Source organism: Amycolatopsis sp. NPDC104819 (genome assembly GCF_055583145.1).
Genome location: NZ_JBVJON010000004.1, coordinates 631,851 through 645,965, shown reverse-complemented (window position 1 = coordinate 645,965; position 14,115 = coordinate 631,851). Strand labels below are relative to the sequence as shown.

Here is a 14,115-nt window from a genome sequence, read left to right as displayed (position 1 = left end):
CTAACAGGTCCAGACCACTGCGGACCAGGGTGAATCGTTGCGGTCAAAGGGTTTCGCACTGGCCCCGGAGCCGGGTCCGGATTCACCGCATGGGATGATCCCGCGATGACCGAGTTCGGCTGCGCCCGCTGCTCCGGCGAAGACGCCCTGACCGCGCTGGCGTTCTGCACGACCCGCCTGCGCGAAACCCACCGCCTGGTCGAACAGTCGCATTTCGGCATCTCCCTGCGCGAATGTCCCGAATGCGGCCAGGCGTTCGCCGCGATCTTCGCCGAGTTCGTCGACTGGTCCGGCGGCGAGGACGCGCAGTACTTCGACTACGTCCCGCTCACCGCGGCCGAGGTGACCTCGTTGGCGGCGCAGGGATCCCGGGTGGACCTCGTGCGGCTCGGCGCGCTCGGCAGCGTCCGGCGGCGGCTCTCGTCGAGCTGGCCGACCGGCGCGGAGAAGGAGATCGGCTGGCGGACGGACTCGCTTTCGGTGCGCGAAGGCTACTGAGCGGCGAGGCGGAGGACCGCCGCGGCCGAGCGGTCGACGTCTTCCTCCGTCGTCGACCAGTTGGACACCGAAATCCGCAGGAGACGGCGGCCGCGCCAGGTCGTGCCGCCGAGCCAGCAGGTGCCGTCGTGCTGGACGTTCCCGGCGATCGTGTCGGTCCGGGCGTCGTCGCCGAAGGACACCAGGACCTGGTTGAGCACGACGTCGTTCGCGATCTCCGCGCCGCCGTCGGCGAGCTTCCCCGCGAAGCGGCGGGCCAGGCGGCAGCAGCGGTCGACGAGCTCGGCGACACCGTCGCGGCCCAGTTCGCGCAGCGCGGCCCAGACCGCGAACCCGCGGGCGCGGCGCGACGACTCGGGCGTCAAGTCCCCCATGCCGGACACCTCACCGGCGCCGGTGAGGTAGGCCGCACGGTTGGCGAAGGCTGCCGCGTGGGCGTCCGGGTGGGCGCAGAAGGCGAACCCGGAGTCGTACGGGACGTTCAGCCACTTGTGCCCGTCGCAGGCCCAGGAGTCGGCCAGCCCGGCCCCGTCGACGAGGGCCGCGGTGGCCGGGTTGGCCGCGGCCCAGAGCCCGAAAGCGCCGTCGACGTGCAGCCACGCGTCCTTGGCGGCTTCGCGGGCGGCGCGGAGGTCGTCACACGCGCCGGTGTTCACGTTTCCCGCCTGGACGCAGACGATCGCCGGCCCGGTGCCGGCGTCGACGACGCGCGCGAGGTCGGCGACGTCGATCGCGCCCTGCGGCCCGGCGGCCACCGGCTCGACGGCCCGGGTGCCGAAGCCCAGCAGCCGCAGGGACCGGTCGATGGTGGCGTGCCGCTCTTCACTCGCGATGACGCGGACGCGCGGCGCGCCGGTGAGCCCGTCCCGCTCGACGTCCCAGCCCGCCTCGGCGAGCACGTGGTGCCGAGCGGCGGCGAGCCCGGCCGTGTTGGCCGCCTGGCCGCCGGTGACGAACCCGGCCGACGCGGTGGCGGGGATGCCGAGCAGGTCCTTCAGCCAGTCACCGGCGGCGGCTTCGGCGGCCGCGGCGGCCGGCGAGAGGACGGCGTTGAAGGCGTTCTGGTCCCAGCCCGCGGTGAGGACGTCGGCGGCGGCGGCGGCGGGCAGGGACCCGCCGATGACGAACCCGAAGAACCGCGGCCCGGCGGTGGCGACCAGACCGGGCCCGGCGGCCCGGGCGAGCTCCTCCAGCACGGCGGACGGCGGCGTCGGGGCGTCGCGCAGCTGCCCGAACCCGGCGCGCAGGGCGGCGGGATCGACGGCTGGGGCGACCGGCCGGTCCGGGAGGCTTTCGCGGTGGTCGGCGGCCAGCTCGGCGGCCCGGGCCAGGAGGTCACGCATCTCGTCCACGGCCCGACTCTAGGCCCCGCTAAGCCGGCTTCGGGTGGGCCGCGCGGCGGTTTTCGCGGGCCAGCTCGACCGTCGTCGCGATCCGGCGCTGCCGGACCCGCGTCGAAAGCCCGCTCCAGATCCGCCGGCACGACTCCGTCCTGAGCCGGCGCCAGCACGTCCCAGGTCCCCGTCTGCCGGGCGAGGTCGACCATCGCCACTCCCGCCACTCGGCGACCGACGTGACCTTCAGCACCGCAACGCCTTCCAAAGTCTTCATGCCCACATCATCAAGGGTGAAGTGTTCACCTTCTGAGCACTTTGCCGTGGGAACAATCGAGACCCTCCCGGCGTAGCGTCTTGATATGGAGACTGCGCTCAGCACCGACCGGCTCGTGATCCGGGACTGGACGGTGGACGACGCCGAAGCCGCGTTCGAGATCTACGGCGCGGAAGACGTCACGCACTGGCTGACCCCGGCCATGGACCGCGTCGGCGACGTCGGCGCCATGCGCGCCGTGCTGAACGCGTGGCAGGAGGCGCAGCCCAACCTCTGGCCGCCGCGCGGGCGCTGGGCCGTGGAGCGCAAGGAGGACGGCGCCGTGATCGGCGGCCTCGGCATCCGGCTGCTCCCGCCGTACGAAGAGGACCTCGAGCTGAGCTGGCAGCTCAGCCCCGGTGTCTGGGGCCAGGGTTACGCGTCGGAGGCGGCGCAGGCGCTCATCCAGTGGGCGTTCACGCAGGACACCGACGAGCTGTTCGCGGTCGCCCGGCCGAACAACACCCGCGCGATCGCCGTCGCCAAGCGGCTCGGCATGCAGTGGGTCGGCGAGACCGACAAGTACTACAACCTGCGGCTGCAGGTGTACCGGATCCGGCACACCGACCTCATGGACTGACCGGCTCCAGCAGGAAGACGCGGATCTCGCGGTGCTCGGCCCGCACGGCGTACTGGTCGTACGCGGGCCAGTACGCGGCGACCGCGTCCCACATCTCCTGGCGCTCGTCGCCGGCCAGCAGCCGCGCGGTGACCTCGACGGCGCGGCCGGCGATGGTCATCGAGGCCTTCGGCTCGGCGAGCAGGTTGCCCGACCACGCCGGGTGCGCCTCGCCGCCGAAGTTCGAGCCGATGACGACGTACCCGCCGGCGCGCTCGACGTACAGCAGCGGCACCTGCCGCGGCTCCCCGCTGCGGCGCCCGATGGTGGTGAGCAGCATGGTCCGCAGCCCGACCGCCGTGCCGACGCCGAACCGGCCGCCGCTGACCCGCAGCAGCACCCGGTCGGCCGGCGCGAGCGCGCGCCCGACCGCCGCGAACGCCTTGCTCTTGCCGATCCCCGCAAAGACCTTCCGCAACTCCGCCACGCGTCAAACCCTAGCCTCACCAGGCCGACGGCGCCGGGGGCGGCACGACCGACGGCCGGTCGTCGCAGGTGATGGTGTTCGGCAGCAGCCACGGCGCGAGCCAGCCGCCGTCGTTGCCGCCGAGGTCGGTCAGCGCGAACTCCGACCCGGTCGGCGGGAAGTTGAACGACCCGCAGTTGTTGACCCCGACCGCGCCGACGTTGCGCGCGTCGACGTTGCGGAACGACGCCGAGCCGGCCGACCGGGCGCTGAGCACCGACGTCCCGGCGCCGTCGACCCGCAGGTCCGCGAACTCCAGCCCGGTGATCGAGTACTTGTCCTTCACCGGGAAGTCGCTGACGAGCATGATCGCGTTGTAGGTGTTGTCGAGGAAGTGGTCGCCGGTGACCTCGACGTCGGCGGCGATGTCCCGCTCCAGGGCGTAGAACCAGAGCGCGCCCAGCCCGATCCGCCAGTTCAGCTCGAAGGTGCCGGCCCGCACGGTGGTGTTGTCCGTGATCCGCAGCTTCCCGGTGAACGGCTCGGCGCCGAAGCGCGAGCCGGCCTGGATCGCGCTGCCTTCGCGGATCGGGTCGGCGACGAGATTGCCGGTCACGGTGGTGTCCGCGCCGCCGTAGATCGCGATCCCGTTGGCCAGCACCGGGGTCTGGACGGTGTTGCGGCTGAACGTGTTCCGCGCGTTCGCGGTCTTCTCCGACCACATCGCGAGGCCGTCGTCACCGGTGTTGCGGACGAAGTTGTTCGCCACCAACGAATCCGTGACGCCGGTGTGGAAGTTCAGCCCGTCGGCGACCTGGTCGGCGATGATGTTGCCGGTGACGCGCGTGTTCCTCATCGGGCCGTCGAACCACAGGCCCACCTTGGTGTGGTGCAGGTACAGACCGTCCACAGTGGAGTCACTGAGCGCGCCGCCGACGGCGTTGACCTGGTCGGTGTCGATGCGCTCCCGGACGTCGCCGACGATCGCGAAGCCGGAGAGGTGGACGTTGTGGCTGCCGCCGGCCGCGGCGTCTTTGCCGTAGAAGCCGACGCCGGTGTGGACCGAGCCGTCCGGCGCCGGGGTGTCCAGCTTGACCTCGTGCCCCCGGACGATCGTGTACCAGCTGCCGGCGCCCTCGATCGTGACGTCGTCGACGATGATGTGCCGGTTGACCTGGTAGGTGCCCGGCGGCAGGTAGACCTTGAGGTGCGCCCGGCGGGCGAAGGCGATCGCGCGGTCGATCGCGTCGGCGGAGTCACGCCGGCCGGTCGGGTCGGCGCCGAAGAGCAGCACGTTCGCGGCGAAGAGGTCGACGTGCGGCGGCGCGACCAGTTCGGAGTCGAGCAGGTCGACAACCGTCCACGCGGCGGGCGTCCCGGCGGGGACGGTCAGCTCGACCTTGTCCCCCGCCCGGTAGGTCTTGCCGAGCAGCAGGCGCTGTTCGTCGTAGAAGTGGCTGGGGCGGAAGGGTTTCGTGATCACCGGCGCCGGGGTGGTGGCCGCGGGCACGCACGAGCACTCGGTGATCCACCAGTCCGGGTGCAGCAGGTCCGCGGCCGGGTCGTTGGTGAACGGGTACTGGTTGTAGAGCCAGGAGTACTGCGAGGTCAGCGTCATCCGCTGCCGGTGCGCGCCGTTCACGGTGACGTCGAGCGGCGCGGTGATCCCGCCGCCGCCCGGCGCGTCCGGGATGCTGTACCGGACGGTGACCGCGTTCGCCGCGGCGGGCAGCGTGAACTCGACGTGCTGCCCGGCGCTCAGCTGGACCGCGCGCCGTCCGGACGCCTCGGCGGGCAGGGTGTAGGCCGAGCGGTCCGGGCCGATCACGACGCCGTTCGTGCGGGCGTTCTCGGCCTCCTGCTCCAGGAAGCCGACGGGGGCGCCGCGTCCGGCGACCAGGCCCGGGTCGAGCGCCGCGCGCGTCACGACGGGCCGGTCCGCGGCGGCGGTCGCGGGGGCCGCGACCGAAACGAGCGCGGTGACCACCGCGACGAGCGTGGCTCCGAACGTGCGCAGCGACATCGCGGCCTCGATTCTCTCGGGAGTGCGGCGGAAGAGTAGGTCGCGCACACCCGAACCCACAAGGTGTTGCCCCGATTTTGCCCGAACTTACTCGGTACTTGCACGTATCAATACAGAAGTTGCGCAACCCGACGTCTGGCAGGGTGAGCCCATGACTCGTCCCGAAACCGCCGCCGAGGTCTTCGACGCGCTCGGCAAGGACTACGAAACCGCCTTCCGCGCCGCGACCGCGCAGCGGGACACGATCACCGACCTGCTCGAGACGCTGCCCGCGGCCGCGAAGGTGCTCGACCTCGGCGCCGGCACCGGCCGCCCGGTCGCCGAGCGGCTGGCCGCCGCGGGCCACGAGGTGACCGGCTACGACGTCGCGCCGAAGATGGTCGAGCTCGCGCGGGCGCAGGTGCCCGCCGCGCGCTTCGAGCTCGGCGACATGCGTGAGCTGAGCTTCGACGACGGTTCCTGGGACGCGATCACGGCGTTCTTCTCGATGCTGCAGCTCCCCCGGCCCGACCAGGAGACGATGATCGGCCGGTTCGCCGCGTGGCTGAAGCCCGGCGGCCTGCTGGTGTTCGCGACCGTGCCGGCCGATGTGGACGGCGTCGACATCGTCTTCATGGGACACCCCGTGCGAGCGAGCAGCTTCGCGGCCGACGCGCTGGCCGAGCGCCTGCGGGCGGCGGGTCTGGAGATCGTGCGCGAGGAGCACGCGGAGTTCGTCCCGGACCACCCCGGCGCCACGCCCGAGCCGCACGTCTACCTGACCGCGCGCAAGCCTTGATGGGTCGATCGTGGCGTCAACCCCTCACCGCGCCGATCACCCGTTGGACATGAATTTTGCTCAAGTTCGTGCATGTCCCCGGCCGCGGACCCGAGCTAAAGTGAGGGATGGGCACTCTGGCCGAGCCGGTACCTCGCGAACACCGCGAGCTCGTGCGCGAGATGCTGGCCCGGCTCCCCGAGTTCTCCGACCGCCTCGCCCGGCTGCTCAGCACGGAAGACGAGTTCTACCGCCAGGTTGACGACGTCGCTCCCGACGAGCTGCGCCAGGTCTGCCGCGCCAACCTCGAACGCGCGTTGTCGGCGCTGGCCGAAGGCCGCGGCCTGGCCCTCGACGCCGCCCGCAAGACCGGGCTCGTCCAGGCGCGCCAGGGCATCCCGCTGCCCGCGGTGCTGCGCGCGTTCCGGATCGGCGGCACCTTCGTCTACGAGGCCCTGCTCGAGCTCGCCGGCCCGGGGTTCCTCAACCCGACCCGGACGATCGAGATCAACTCCTACGTCTGGAAGGCGATCGACCTCTACTCGGACGCGCTGACCACGGCGTACGACGAGGTCGCGGCCGAGCCGTCCCACGCGAACGTGCGGCGGCTGGACGACCTGCTGCGCGGCCGGCTCACCGGCCAGGCCGAAATGGAGGCCGCTGCCCGCGACCTGGGCCTGCCGACCGCGGGGATGTTCGTCGTCGTGGTCACCGAACGGATCGAGCCGGACGAGCAGGACTCCGTCGAGGCGCTCCTGCGGGCGCGCCGCTGGCGCTCGGCGTGGCGGCCCGGCGGCGAGGCGGGGCTGGTGGCGATCGACCGGATCGAGGACGTCCGGCGGCTGCGCGAGGTGCTGGGTTCCCTGCCGCTGGCGGCGGGGATGAGCCGGCCGTTCACCGGGTTCCCCGAGGTCCCGGACGCGCTGCACCGCGCCCGGATCGCCCGCCGGTCGCTGCCGTCGGCGACCCTGGGGGTGGTCGTGTTCGGCGACTCACCGGTGACGACGCTGGTCGCGGCCGCGCCGGGCATGGCCCGCGAGGTCGTGCGCTCCGCGCTGTCCGGCGTGCTCGCCCTGTCCGGCGCGGAACGCAAGGTCCTGCTCGACACGCTGCTCGCGTGGTTCGCCGGCCACGGCTCGGCGAAGGAGGCCGCGGACCGGCTGTTCGTGCACCCCAACACGGTTCGCTACCGCCTCCGCCGCGTCCAGGACCTGACCAAGCGCGACCTGACGGACCCGGCGGACATCGGCGAGCTGTACGTCGCCCTCGAATCGGTGCGGCTCGAGCCGGAGCCATCGTAGATCGACAACTACCGATTGACTTTCGATAGATAACCGGCGATAGTCGTCGCATGCTCACCGAAAGACGCGCTGTTGCGGCGCTCCGGGTCTTCCTCGTCGTGCTGTTCGGCGTCCTCCTCGTGTTCCAGACGCTGTCCCTGCCGGGCGGGATCGCCTACCAGACGGCGCAAAATCCGCACGACGCGCCGCTGCGCTGGCCGTTGACCGCCATCGCGGTGTTCCTGGTGCTGTGCGTCGAGGTCGTGGTCGTCGCGACGTGGAAGCTGCTGACGCTGGTCAAGAAGGACCGCATCTTCACCACGGCGTCCCTGAAGTGGGTCGACGTGATCGTCTGGGCCGTGGGCGCGGCCTGGCTGGTGGTTGTCGGCATGCTGATCTTCGTCGGCTTCAACGCGGACGACCCGGGGATGCCGATGCTGCTGTTCCTGGTGACCGTGGGGATCACGGTGCTCGGCCTGCTGATGATCGTCATGCGCGCCCTGCTGCGCCAGGCGACCAGCCTGCGGACCGACCTGGAAGCGGTCATCTGATGGCGATCGTCGTGCGCATCGACGTCGAACTGGCGAAGCGCAAGCTGAGTGTCGGGGAGTTCGCCGAGAAGGTCGGGCTGACCCCGGCCAACGTGGCGGTACTGAAGAACGGCCGCGCGAAGGCGGTCCGGTTCAGCACGCTGGAGGCGATGTGCCGGGTGCTGGAGTGCCAGCCCGGCGACCTGCTGGAGTGGGTGGACGACTAAGCCAGGTCCACCGGCCGCACCCGGAGCTTCTCAGCGATGCGGGCCAGCGCCTGCTGGTCGGCGGCCGTCAGCGGGTCCAGCACCTGCAGCACACTCCGGACATGCGCCGGCGCGGCGGCCTCGACCACCGCGAACCCGGCGTCGGTCAGGGTGACCAGCGTGTACCGGCCGTCCTTCGGGTCCGGCGAACGGGCCACCCAGCCGCGCTGCTCGAACCGCTTGACCACATTGGACAGCCGGGACAGCGAACCGTTGGCGAGGTAGGCCAGTTCGCTCATCCGCAGCCGGCGCTCCGGCGCTTCCGAGACGTGGCTGAGCGTCAGGTACTCGAAAAGCGTCAGGCCCGCTTCCTGCTGCAGCGGCGCTTCGAGGCGGCCCGGCAGCAGCAGGACGAGCGAAACCAGGCCCGTCCAGGCTTCCTTTTCGGCCGGGTTGAGCCATCGGGGCTCGTCGGTGGACGCCATGGCGGCACCCTACCCGGACCCACATGACTTCACGCTTGAAGTAAAACCGTGCTAGGTTGACTTCAAGCGTGAAGTCAACCGAAGGGAACACCATGCCGCAGTTCTTCGTCACCCCCGGCTACGGCCCCCGGCACCTCGAGGCCCTGCACTACAGCCAGGCGGTCCGGATCGGCGACCGCGTCGAGATCTCGGGCCAGGGCGGCTGGGACGACGACACCGTCTTCCCCGAGTCCCTCGAGGACGAGATCGTGCGGGCCTTCGACAACGTCGAGCGCACGCTCGCCACGGCGGGCGCCGGCTGGGCGGACGTCGTCGCGGTGGACTCCTTCCACGTCCCGACCGCCCCCGACACCATCGGCGACGACCACACCCGGGTCATGGTCGAGCAGTTCCGCAAGCGCATGGGCGACCGCGCGCCCATCTGGACGCAGCTCGGGGTGACGGCGCTCGGCGCGCCGGGAATGCGGGTCGAGATCCGGGCCACCGCCGTCGTCGGCTGAGCCGGTCGGCCGGACTGGGGCCACCCTCGTCGAGTTCAGCCTCCTGGGCTGCCGCATCCGCGAAGCGATCTTCACCGGTGCCGAATTCCGAGCGAGGCATGGTTCGGCTACTCGACCTTCACGGCCGACGCGCGGTTCACCGGGGCGGTCTTCGTGCGGAGCTCGTTCGCCGGCAAGGCTGCCTTCGAAGACGCCGAGTTCCGCCCGGCCTAGGCCGCGTCGGCCTCGACCAGGCAGGCCAGGTCGAGCAGCAGGCCTTCGAAGCCGGGACCGGCGGTGAGCGCCACCGTGAGCGGGCCCCCGCGGCGGGCCGTGCCCACCGGGAGCGTCACCGCCGGCTCCGTCCACTGGGGACGGTCCACACCGGCCGAGACGACCACGTCCGGCCGGGCCGGGGCCCGCCGGCGGCCGCCGGCGTCCAGGTCGAGCACCACGTTGCCGTGCAACGAAAGCAGCGCCGCGACGTCGGCGACGGCGTCACGCAGCTCCCGGTCGGCGATCGAGTCCGAATGCGCGCCGATCGCCGCTCGGGACGGCACTTCGTCCCGGACGAGCCGGGGCACGAGCACACCGAGGTCGCCCGGGGTGCAGGCGAGCACACGGATGCCGGGCACGCCGGCCAGCGGGTCGGTGAGGGTGATCCCCGCGCTCGCGGCCGCCGCCACGATCCGGGCCCGCCAGCGCGCGGTCGCCGCGATGGCGACCATCGATGGGTCCTGGGGCAAAAGAGGAGTTCTCCTTGGTGGTCCGGCGCGGCGGAGTGAGGATCGTCCGATGGTGGGCCCATGCCCGTTGTGCCCGGGAACAAACATGTTTGGTCGCTTGGTCCGAACGGCCGCGCACATGCCACCTTCCGGTCGCACCGGGTGGCTGTGACCGCCGGTCACACTTTGACGCGCGGCGTGGCGCGGGCCACTATCCGGGCACTGATTACCGCCGGGTAATTTGTGTGGTGTCGACGACGACCCAGGAGGACCGTTGCGACGTGCTTTCGGCCTGATCTTGCTGGCACTGGGCGTGTTTGCGGTCGCAGGGGCAGTGCTCCTCCCGACCTACGTGTACCCCGAGCTCGCCAAGGTGCCGCTCGACCAGGACTCGACGTCGGTGCTGGAAGGCACCGCGAGCAAGGTCCTCGCCGTGACCGACAACGGATCCGGTCCGGTCTCGAACATCCGCGAAGACGCGAAGCTGACCGCGACCGGGCACGTGCAGGCGAACTTCGCCGCGCCGGAGATGCGTCAGGACACCGACTACGCGGTCTGGCTCCTCGCGGTGCAGGTCACCGACGACGCCGACAACACCGTGCTCTCCGCCAGCAAGCGGCAGGTCTGCTTCGACCGGCGCACCGGTGAAGGCTACGAGCCGCACGGCGAGTCCGACCCGCCGTGCGACGCCAACAGCAGCTACGTCACGGAGCTGAAGGACAAGGCCGACAAGGACGGGCAGAAGCCGCCCGAAACCAACGACTACAAGGCGCAGCCCGGCCTGAACTTCAAGTTCCCGTTCGGCGCCGAGCAGAAGGACTACCCGGTCTACGACGACAACACCGGCAAGGCCGTCACCGCCAAGTTCTCCGGCACCGAGACGGTGAACGGGATCGAGACCTACCGGTACGTCCAGGACATCCCCGACACGAAGATCGCCACCAAGGACGTGCCGGGCGCGCTCGTCGGCCGCACCGAGCCGACGGTCAAGGCCGACCTCTACTACCGCGGTGTCAACACGATGTGGGTCGAGCCGGTCACCGGCATCGAGGTCAAGCAGCAACAGCAACAGCACCAGGAGCTGCGCACCCTCACCACCGCGACGATCGTGTTCGACGGGACGCTCGCCTACAACGGCAGGACCATCGCGCAGATGGTCGACCAGGTGGACGCGAACAAGGGCAAGCTGGAGTTCCTGTCCAGCACCGGCCCGCTCTGGCTCGGCATCGGCGGCGGCGTGCTGATCATCGCCTCGCTGGTGGTGCTGTTCCGGCGCCGGCGCCCCGAACCGCCGGCGCCGCGGAAACGGCGTCAGGTGGTCTTCGCCCAGACTTGATTCACTTCCGGCGCAGCACCAGCACCAGATTCCAGGACGCGATTTCCCGCAGGCCGGGAATCCGCACGATCCACATCGCCCAGCTCGGGTGGTAACGCGGATACCCGGCGACTACGTCGGCGAGCGGCGTCGTCTTCGCCCAGCGGAGCGCGGCGCCCACCGAAACGGGGAACAGGCTTTCCCCGAATTTGTTCTTCGGCTGCTTCCCGAGTTTCCGGAGATAGCGCTGCCGGGCGTAGTCGCCGCCGAGGAAGTGCCACGGCGCGGTCTCGTGGCCGCCCCACGGGGAGTACCACGGCGTGAACGACGCGAAGACCGTGCCGCCGGGCCTGGTCACCCGGCACATCTCCTCGAGCATCACCCACGGCTCGGCGACGTGCTCCAGCACGTTCGACGAGTAGCAGACGTCGACGGATCCCGTGCGCACCGGCAGTTCCGTGCCGCTGGCGCGGATCATGTTCTCACCGGGCTCACCCCGCGCGGACAGCTCGCCGACGTCCGGGTCGAGCCCGAGGTACACCGCGCCCGCCGCGCGGAAGGCGTCCGAAAAGTACCCGGGGCCGCCGCCGACGTCGAGGACCGTGCGGCCGGACAGCGGAGTGTGCGCGGCCAGTTGCCGCACCGAATCGGCGGCCAGCGCGGAATAGAAGCCGTCCGGGTCGGACTGTTCGGTGAGGAACGTGCGGAACAGCGTCACGGAACGGCGGAGCGTCGCGCGGTGCGGCTGCCCGGCCACGGGGGAAATCCGATTGCCTGCCATTGAACCGTCGCTTTCCCGAATACGTTCCTCTACTGTGTACGCACCGGTAACCTAGCATCGTCGCTAACGTTTGGATAACCCGATGGAACGACCTCGAGTGCTCCTCGTCAACTGGCGCGACACCGGCCACCCCGAAGGTGGCGGGTCCGAGCGGTACGTCGAGCGGATGGCCGAAGGGCTCGCGAGAGCGGGGTACCGGGTCGAGATCCAGTGTGCCGCCTACCCGGGCGCGACCGACGGCGAGTGGCGTGACGGCGTCCGCTACCGGCGGCGGGGCAACAAGTTCGGCGTCTACGCGCACGCGCTGCGGGCGATCCGCCGGGCTCGCGCGGACCTCGTGGTGGACGTCCAGAACGGCATGCCGTTCTTCGCCCGGCTGGTCGCCGGCTGTCCCGTGCTGGTGCTCGTGCACCACGTCCACAAGGAACAGTGGATCAGCGCGCTCGGCGAGGTGCTGGGGCGGGCCGGCTGGTGGATCGAGTCGCGGCTGGCGCCGTGGCTGTTCCGGAAGTGCCGGTACGTCACGGTTTCCGAGGTCACCAAGGCCGAGCTGGCCGGGCTGGGCGTCGAGAACGCGCGGGTGAGCGTGGTGCCGAACGGGCTCGACGCGCCACCGGTGTGCGTGTCCGAACGGGACGCGTCGCCGACGCTCGTCGCGGTGAGCAGGCTGGTGCCGCACAAGCGGATCGAGCACGCCATCGACGTCGTCGCACAGCTCGCCCGGCGCTGGCCGGAGCTGCGGCTCGAGGTCGTCGGCCAGGGGCCGTGGGACGAGGTGCTGCGCGCGCACGCGGCGTCGCGCGGGGTGGCCGACCGGGTGGTCCTGCACGGCTGGGTCGACGAGCAGGCCAAGCACGAGGTGCTCGCGCGGTCGTGGCTGCACCTGTGCCCGTCGGTCAAGGAGGGCTGGGGCATCGTCATCATGGAGGCCGCGGCGCACGGCGTGCCCTCGGTCGCCTACCGATCGGCCGGCGGAGTCGCCGAATCCATTGTGGAGGGCCGCACCGGCCTGCTGGCGGACGACTTCGACGACTTCACGGCCCGGGTCGACGGCCTCCTCGCCGACGGCCTGCGGCGCGCGGAGATGGGCCTGGCCGGGGCCGAGCGGGCCGGCCGGTTCAGCTGGGACGCGAGTGTCGGCGAGTTCGCTTCGCTGGTGGAGGACGTCTCCGGGCGGCCGGCGCCGCGGCCGCGGGTCCTGGTCACTGCCCGGGTCCCGGAGCTCGCCGAGTGAAATGAATGAGTCATTCACGTCGCCCAGCGCCATGAATGAGTCACTCAAGTCGGTCAGTGCCGCGGCTCCTGCTCCCGCACCGCGTCCCGGAACTCACCGAGCAGCCGCGCGGCCGCCAGCGCGTCGAAGTCCTTGCGGCGGGCGCGGACCGTCACCGTCGTGGTGCCGCCCGTGGTCGCCGCGCCGAACGCCACCCCGGACCGGCCGCTGGCCGCCGGGTAGAACGCCAGTGAGCGCACGGTGTCCCCCGTGGACACCACCCCCAGGTTCGACATCAGGAACGTCGACCCGAGCCGGCTCGCCAGCAGGCGCGTGCCCAGCCGGGCCAGCCGGCTGCTGCGGGCCGGGAAGTCGGGCTCCGGCGGCTGTTCGCGCAACACGGTCGCGACGTCGTCCGCCGCCGGGTGGTTTCCCAGCCGCAGCCGGAAGAACGCGCTGTCGTGCACGGGTTCCGGTGCGACGCCCGGCCGCCACGACGCGCCCAGCGCCGCCACGATCCGGTCGGCGCGCTTCCGGTGGGCCTGGTTCCAGCGTTCGGTCGTGCGGGCCGCCGCGGCGACGAACCCCGCGGCGCCCAGGCGCACCCGCTGCTCGTACGCGGCCGCGAAGACGTCTCCCGCGGCCGGAGCGGCCCGGTCGGGAGCAATCCGCGCGGGCGGCGTGAAAAGGGCTTCAGCGAGCCGCTGGACGGCGGAGACGAGGAACGCCTTGCCCGCCACGCGTTCGCCGATCCCGGTCGCGCCCGAGGACACCGGGACGTCGAGGAGGATGCCGAGCAGGGCCAGCAGGCCGAGACCGTCGAGCGCGCCGTGGTGCGCGGCGACCAGGAGCGTCAGCTCGTCCACACAGACGGCGACGCGAACCAGCGGATCGGCGCGTTCGTAAGGCGCGACAGCGAACCGCTCGCGGACGGCGGGCAGGTCGGCCGCGGTGGTCAGCTCGATTTCGGGCAGCACACCGAGATGCGGATACTGCTGAGCGGCGGCAGCCAGCCGCGAGCGGAGCTTCTCCGGGTCGGGCACGGCCGTGCCGAGCTCCGCTTCGAGGAGGATGCTCCAGGAAACGGTGGGGTCGCCGTAGAGCCCGACGACGCGGTGCGCGTGGTCGGAGGCGAGCCGGGGCACCGC

17 protein-coding genes are annotated in these 14,115 nt (G+C 71.5%); 9 read left to right on the top strand and 8 right to left on the bottom strand.

The features are described from left to right. Positions 1-105 precede the first annotated feature (105 nt). Entirely contained in the window at positions 106-498 is a 393-nt protein-coding gene (locus ACZ63E_RS15865; protein WP_465336634.1) for a hypothetical protein, read from the top strand. Here ACZ63E_RS15865 and ACZ63E_RS15860 read toward each other — a convergent pair. Both ACZ63E_RS15860 and ACZ63E_RS15855 read right to left on the bottom strand, forming a co-directional pair. Beyond that, positions 492-1,841 (bottom strand): pyridoxal phosphate-dependent decarboxylase family protein, encoded by a 1,350-nt coding sequence (locus ACZ63E_RS15860; RefSeq protein WP_465336725.1) that lies wholly within the window; start codon positions 1,839-1,841, stop codon positions 492-494. The two genes, ACZ63E_RS15865 and ACZ63E_RS15860, sit on opposite strands and share 7 nt — an antisense overlap. Positions 1,842-1,869: 28 nt before the next feature. Then, positions 1,870-2,109 carry a hypothetical protein gene (locus ACZ63E_RS15855; protein WP_465336633.1) on the bottom strand — a complete coding sequence of 80 codons (240 nt, stop codon included), beginning with the start codon at positions 2,107-2,109 and terminating at the stop codon, positions 1,870-1,872. Between the two features lie 85 nt (positions 2,110-2,194). On the opposite strand from ACZ63E_RS15855, the gene ACZ63E_RS15850 reads away from it, so the two are divergent. Continuing rightward, entirely contained in the window at positions 2,195-2,728 is a 534-nt protein-coding gene (locus ACZ63E_RS15850; RefSeq protein ID WP_323322308.1) for a GNAT family N-acetyltransferase, read from the top strand. Here ACZ63E_RS15850 and ACZ63E_RS15845 read toward each other — a convergent pair. Next, positions 2,718-3,194, bottom strand: coding sequence for a nitroreductase family deazaflavin-dependent oxidoreductase (locus ACZ63E_RS15845; RefSeq protein WP_465336632.1), 477 nt, complete (start codon positions 3,192-3,194; stop codon positions 2,718-2,720). The genes ACZ63E_RS15850 and ACZ63E_RS15845 overlap by 11 nt on opposite strands. Positions 3,195-3,210: 16 nt before the next feature. Beyond that, complete coding sequence (locus ACZ63E_RS15840; RefSeq protein WP_465336631.1) at positions 3,211-5,244, bottom strand: glycosyl hydrolase family 28-related protein; 2,034 nt, start codon at positions 5,242-5,244, stop codon at positions 3,211-3,213. A 103-nt stretch (positions 5,245-5,347) separates the two neighbouring features. Here ACZ63E_RS15840 and ACZ63E_RS15835 point away from each other — a divergent pair, with 103 nt between their 5' ends. The 4 genes from ACZ63E_RS15835 (at position 5,348) to ACZ63E_RS15820 (ending at position 7,990) form a co-directional block, all read left to right on the top strand. Continuing rightward, positions 5,348-5,974 carry a class I SAM-dependent methyltransferase gene (locus tag ACZ63E_RS15835; protein WP_465336630.1) on the top strand — a complete coding sequence of 209 codons (627 nt, stop codon included), beginning with the start codon at positions 5,348-5,350 and terminating at the stop codon, positions 5,972-5,974. 107 nt (positions 5,975-6,081) lie between these two features. Further along, entirely contained in the window at positions 6,082-7,254 is a 1,173-nt protein-coding gene (locus ACZ63E_RS15830; RefSeq protein ID WP_465336629.1) for a PucR family transcriptional regulator, read from the top strand. Between the two features lie 50 nt (positions 7,255-7,304). Then, on the top strand, positions 7,305-7,784 hold the full coding sequence (locus ACZ63E_RS15825) for a DUF2975 domain-containing protein (RefSeq protein ID WP_465336628.1): 480 nt from the start codon (positions 7,305-7,307) through the stop codon (positions 7,782-7,784). After that, positions 7,784-7,990, top strand: a complete 207-nt coding sequence (locus ACZ63E_RS15820) for a helix-turn-helix domain-containing protein (RefSeq protein WP_247056639.1) — start codon at positions 7,784-7,786, stop codon at positions 7,988-7,990. Before ACZ63E_RS15825 ends, ACZ63E_RS15820 begins: the two co-directional genes overlap by 1 nt. On the opposite strand, the gene ACZ63E_RS15815 is transcribed toward ACZ63E_RS15820, so the two are convergent. Then, complete coding sequence (locus tag ACZ63E_RS15815) at positions 7,987-8,454, bottom strand: MarR family winged helix-turn-helix transcriptional regulator (RefSeq protein WP_465336627.1); 468 nt, start codon at positions 8,452-8,454, stop codon at positions 7,987-7,989. The genes ACZ63E_RS15820 and ACZ63E_RS15815 overlap by 4 nt on opposite strands. A gap of 68 nt (positions 8,455-8,522) precedes the next feature. Between ACZ63E_RS15815 and ACZ63E_RS15810 the strand changes: the two genes are divergently transcribed. Further along, positions 8,523-8,954 carry a RidA family protein gene (locus ACZ63E_RS15810; RefSeq protein ID WP_465303441.1) on the top strand — a complete coding sequence of 144 codons (432 nt, stop codon included), beginning with the start codon at positions 8,523-8,525 and terminating at the stop codon, positions 8,952-8,954. Between the two features lie 209 nt (positions 8,955-9,163). Here the strand turns inward: ACZ63E_RS15810 and ACZ63E_RS15805 are convergent, their stop codons facing one another. Continuing rightward, complete coding sequence (locus tag ACZ63E_RS15805) at positions 9,164-9,661, bottom strand: hypothetical protein (RefSeq protein ID WP_465336626.1); 498 nt, start codon at positions 9,659-9,661, stop codon at positions 9,164-9,166. Between the two features lie 238 nt (positions 9,662-9,899). Between ACZ63E_RS15805 and pgfA the strand changes: the two genes are divergently transcribed. Beyond that, positions 9,900-10,994, top strand: a complete 1,095-nt coding sequence (gene pgfA / locus ACZ63E_RS15800; protein WP_465336625.1) for a cell envelope lipid trafficking protein PgfA — start codon at positions 9,900-9,902, stop codon at positions 10,992-10,994. Between the two features lies 1 nt (position 10,995). Here the strand turns inward: pgfA and ACZ63E_RS15795 are convergent, their stop codons facing one another. Next, complete coding sequence (locus ACZ63E_RS15795; protein WP_465336723.1) at positions 10,996-11,691, bottom strand: class I SAM-dependent methyltransferase; 696 nt, start codon at positions 11,689-11,691, stop codon at positions 10,996-10,998. A gap of 160 nt (positions 11,692-11,851) precedes the next feature. On the opposite strand from ACZ63E_RS15795, the gene ACZ63E_RS15790 reads away from it, so the two are divergent. Then, positions 11,852-12,988, top strand: coding sequence for a glycosyltransferase family 4 protein (locus ACZ63E_RS15790; protein WP_465336722.1), 1,137 nt, complete (start codon positions 11,852-11,854; stop codon positions 12,986-12,988). Positions 12,989-13,041: 53 nt separating this feature from the next. On the opposite strand, the gene ACZ63E_RS15785 is transcribed toward ACZ63E_RS15790, so the two are convergent. Then, on the bottom strand, positions 13,042-14,112 hold the full coding sequence (locus ACZ63E_RS15785) for a hypothetical protein (RefSeq protein ID WP_465336624.1): 1,071 nt from the start codon (positions 14,110-14,112) through the stop codon (positions 13,042-13,044). Between the last annotated feature and the right edge of the window lie 3 nt (positions 14,113-14,115).

Coding starts and splice junctions, on each gene's coding strand:
- ACZ63E_RS15860 (WP_465336725.1), bottom strand. CDS start 1,841: ATGCGTGACCTCCTGGCCCGGGCCGCCGAGCTGGCCGCCGACCACCGC.
- ACZ63E_RS15825 (WP_465336628.1), top strand. CDS start 7,305: ATGCTCACCGAAAGACGCGCTGTTGCGGCGCTCCGGGTCTTCCTCGTC.
- ACZ63E_RS15855 (WP_465336633.1), bottom strand. CDS start 2,109: ATGAAGACTTTGGAAGGCGTTGCGGTGCTGAAGGTCACGTCGGTCGCC.
- ACZ63E_RS15820 (WP_247056639.1), top strand. CDS start 7,784: ATGGCGATCGTCGTGCGCATCGACGTCGAACTGGCGAAGCGCAAGCTG.
- ACZ63E_RS15815 (WP_465336627.1), bottom strand. CDS start 8,454: ATGGCGTCCACCGACGAGCCCCGATGGCTCAACCCGGCCGAAAAGGAA.
- ACZ63E_RS15805 (WP_465336626.1), bottom strand. CDS start 9,661: ATGGTCGCCATCGCGGCGACCGCGCGCTGGCGGGCCCGGATCGTGGCG.
- ACZ63E_RS15830 (WP_465336629.1), top strand. CDS start 6,082: ATGGGCACTCTGGCCGAGCCGGTACCTCGCGAACACCGCGAGCTCGTG.
- ACZ63E_RS15835 (WP_465336630.1), top strand. CDS start 5,348: ATGACTCGTCCCGAAACCGCCGCCGAGGTCTTCGACGCGCTCGGCAAG.
- ACZ63E_RS15850 (WP_323322308.1), top strand. CDS start 2,195: ATGGAGACTGCGCTCAGCACCGACCGGCTCGTGATCCGGGACTGGACG.
- ACZ63E_RS15865 (WP_465336634.1), top strand. CDS start 106: ATGACCGAGTTCGGCTGCGCCCGCTGCTCCGGCGAAGACGCCCTGACC.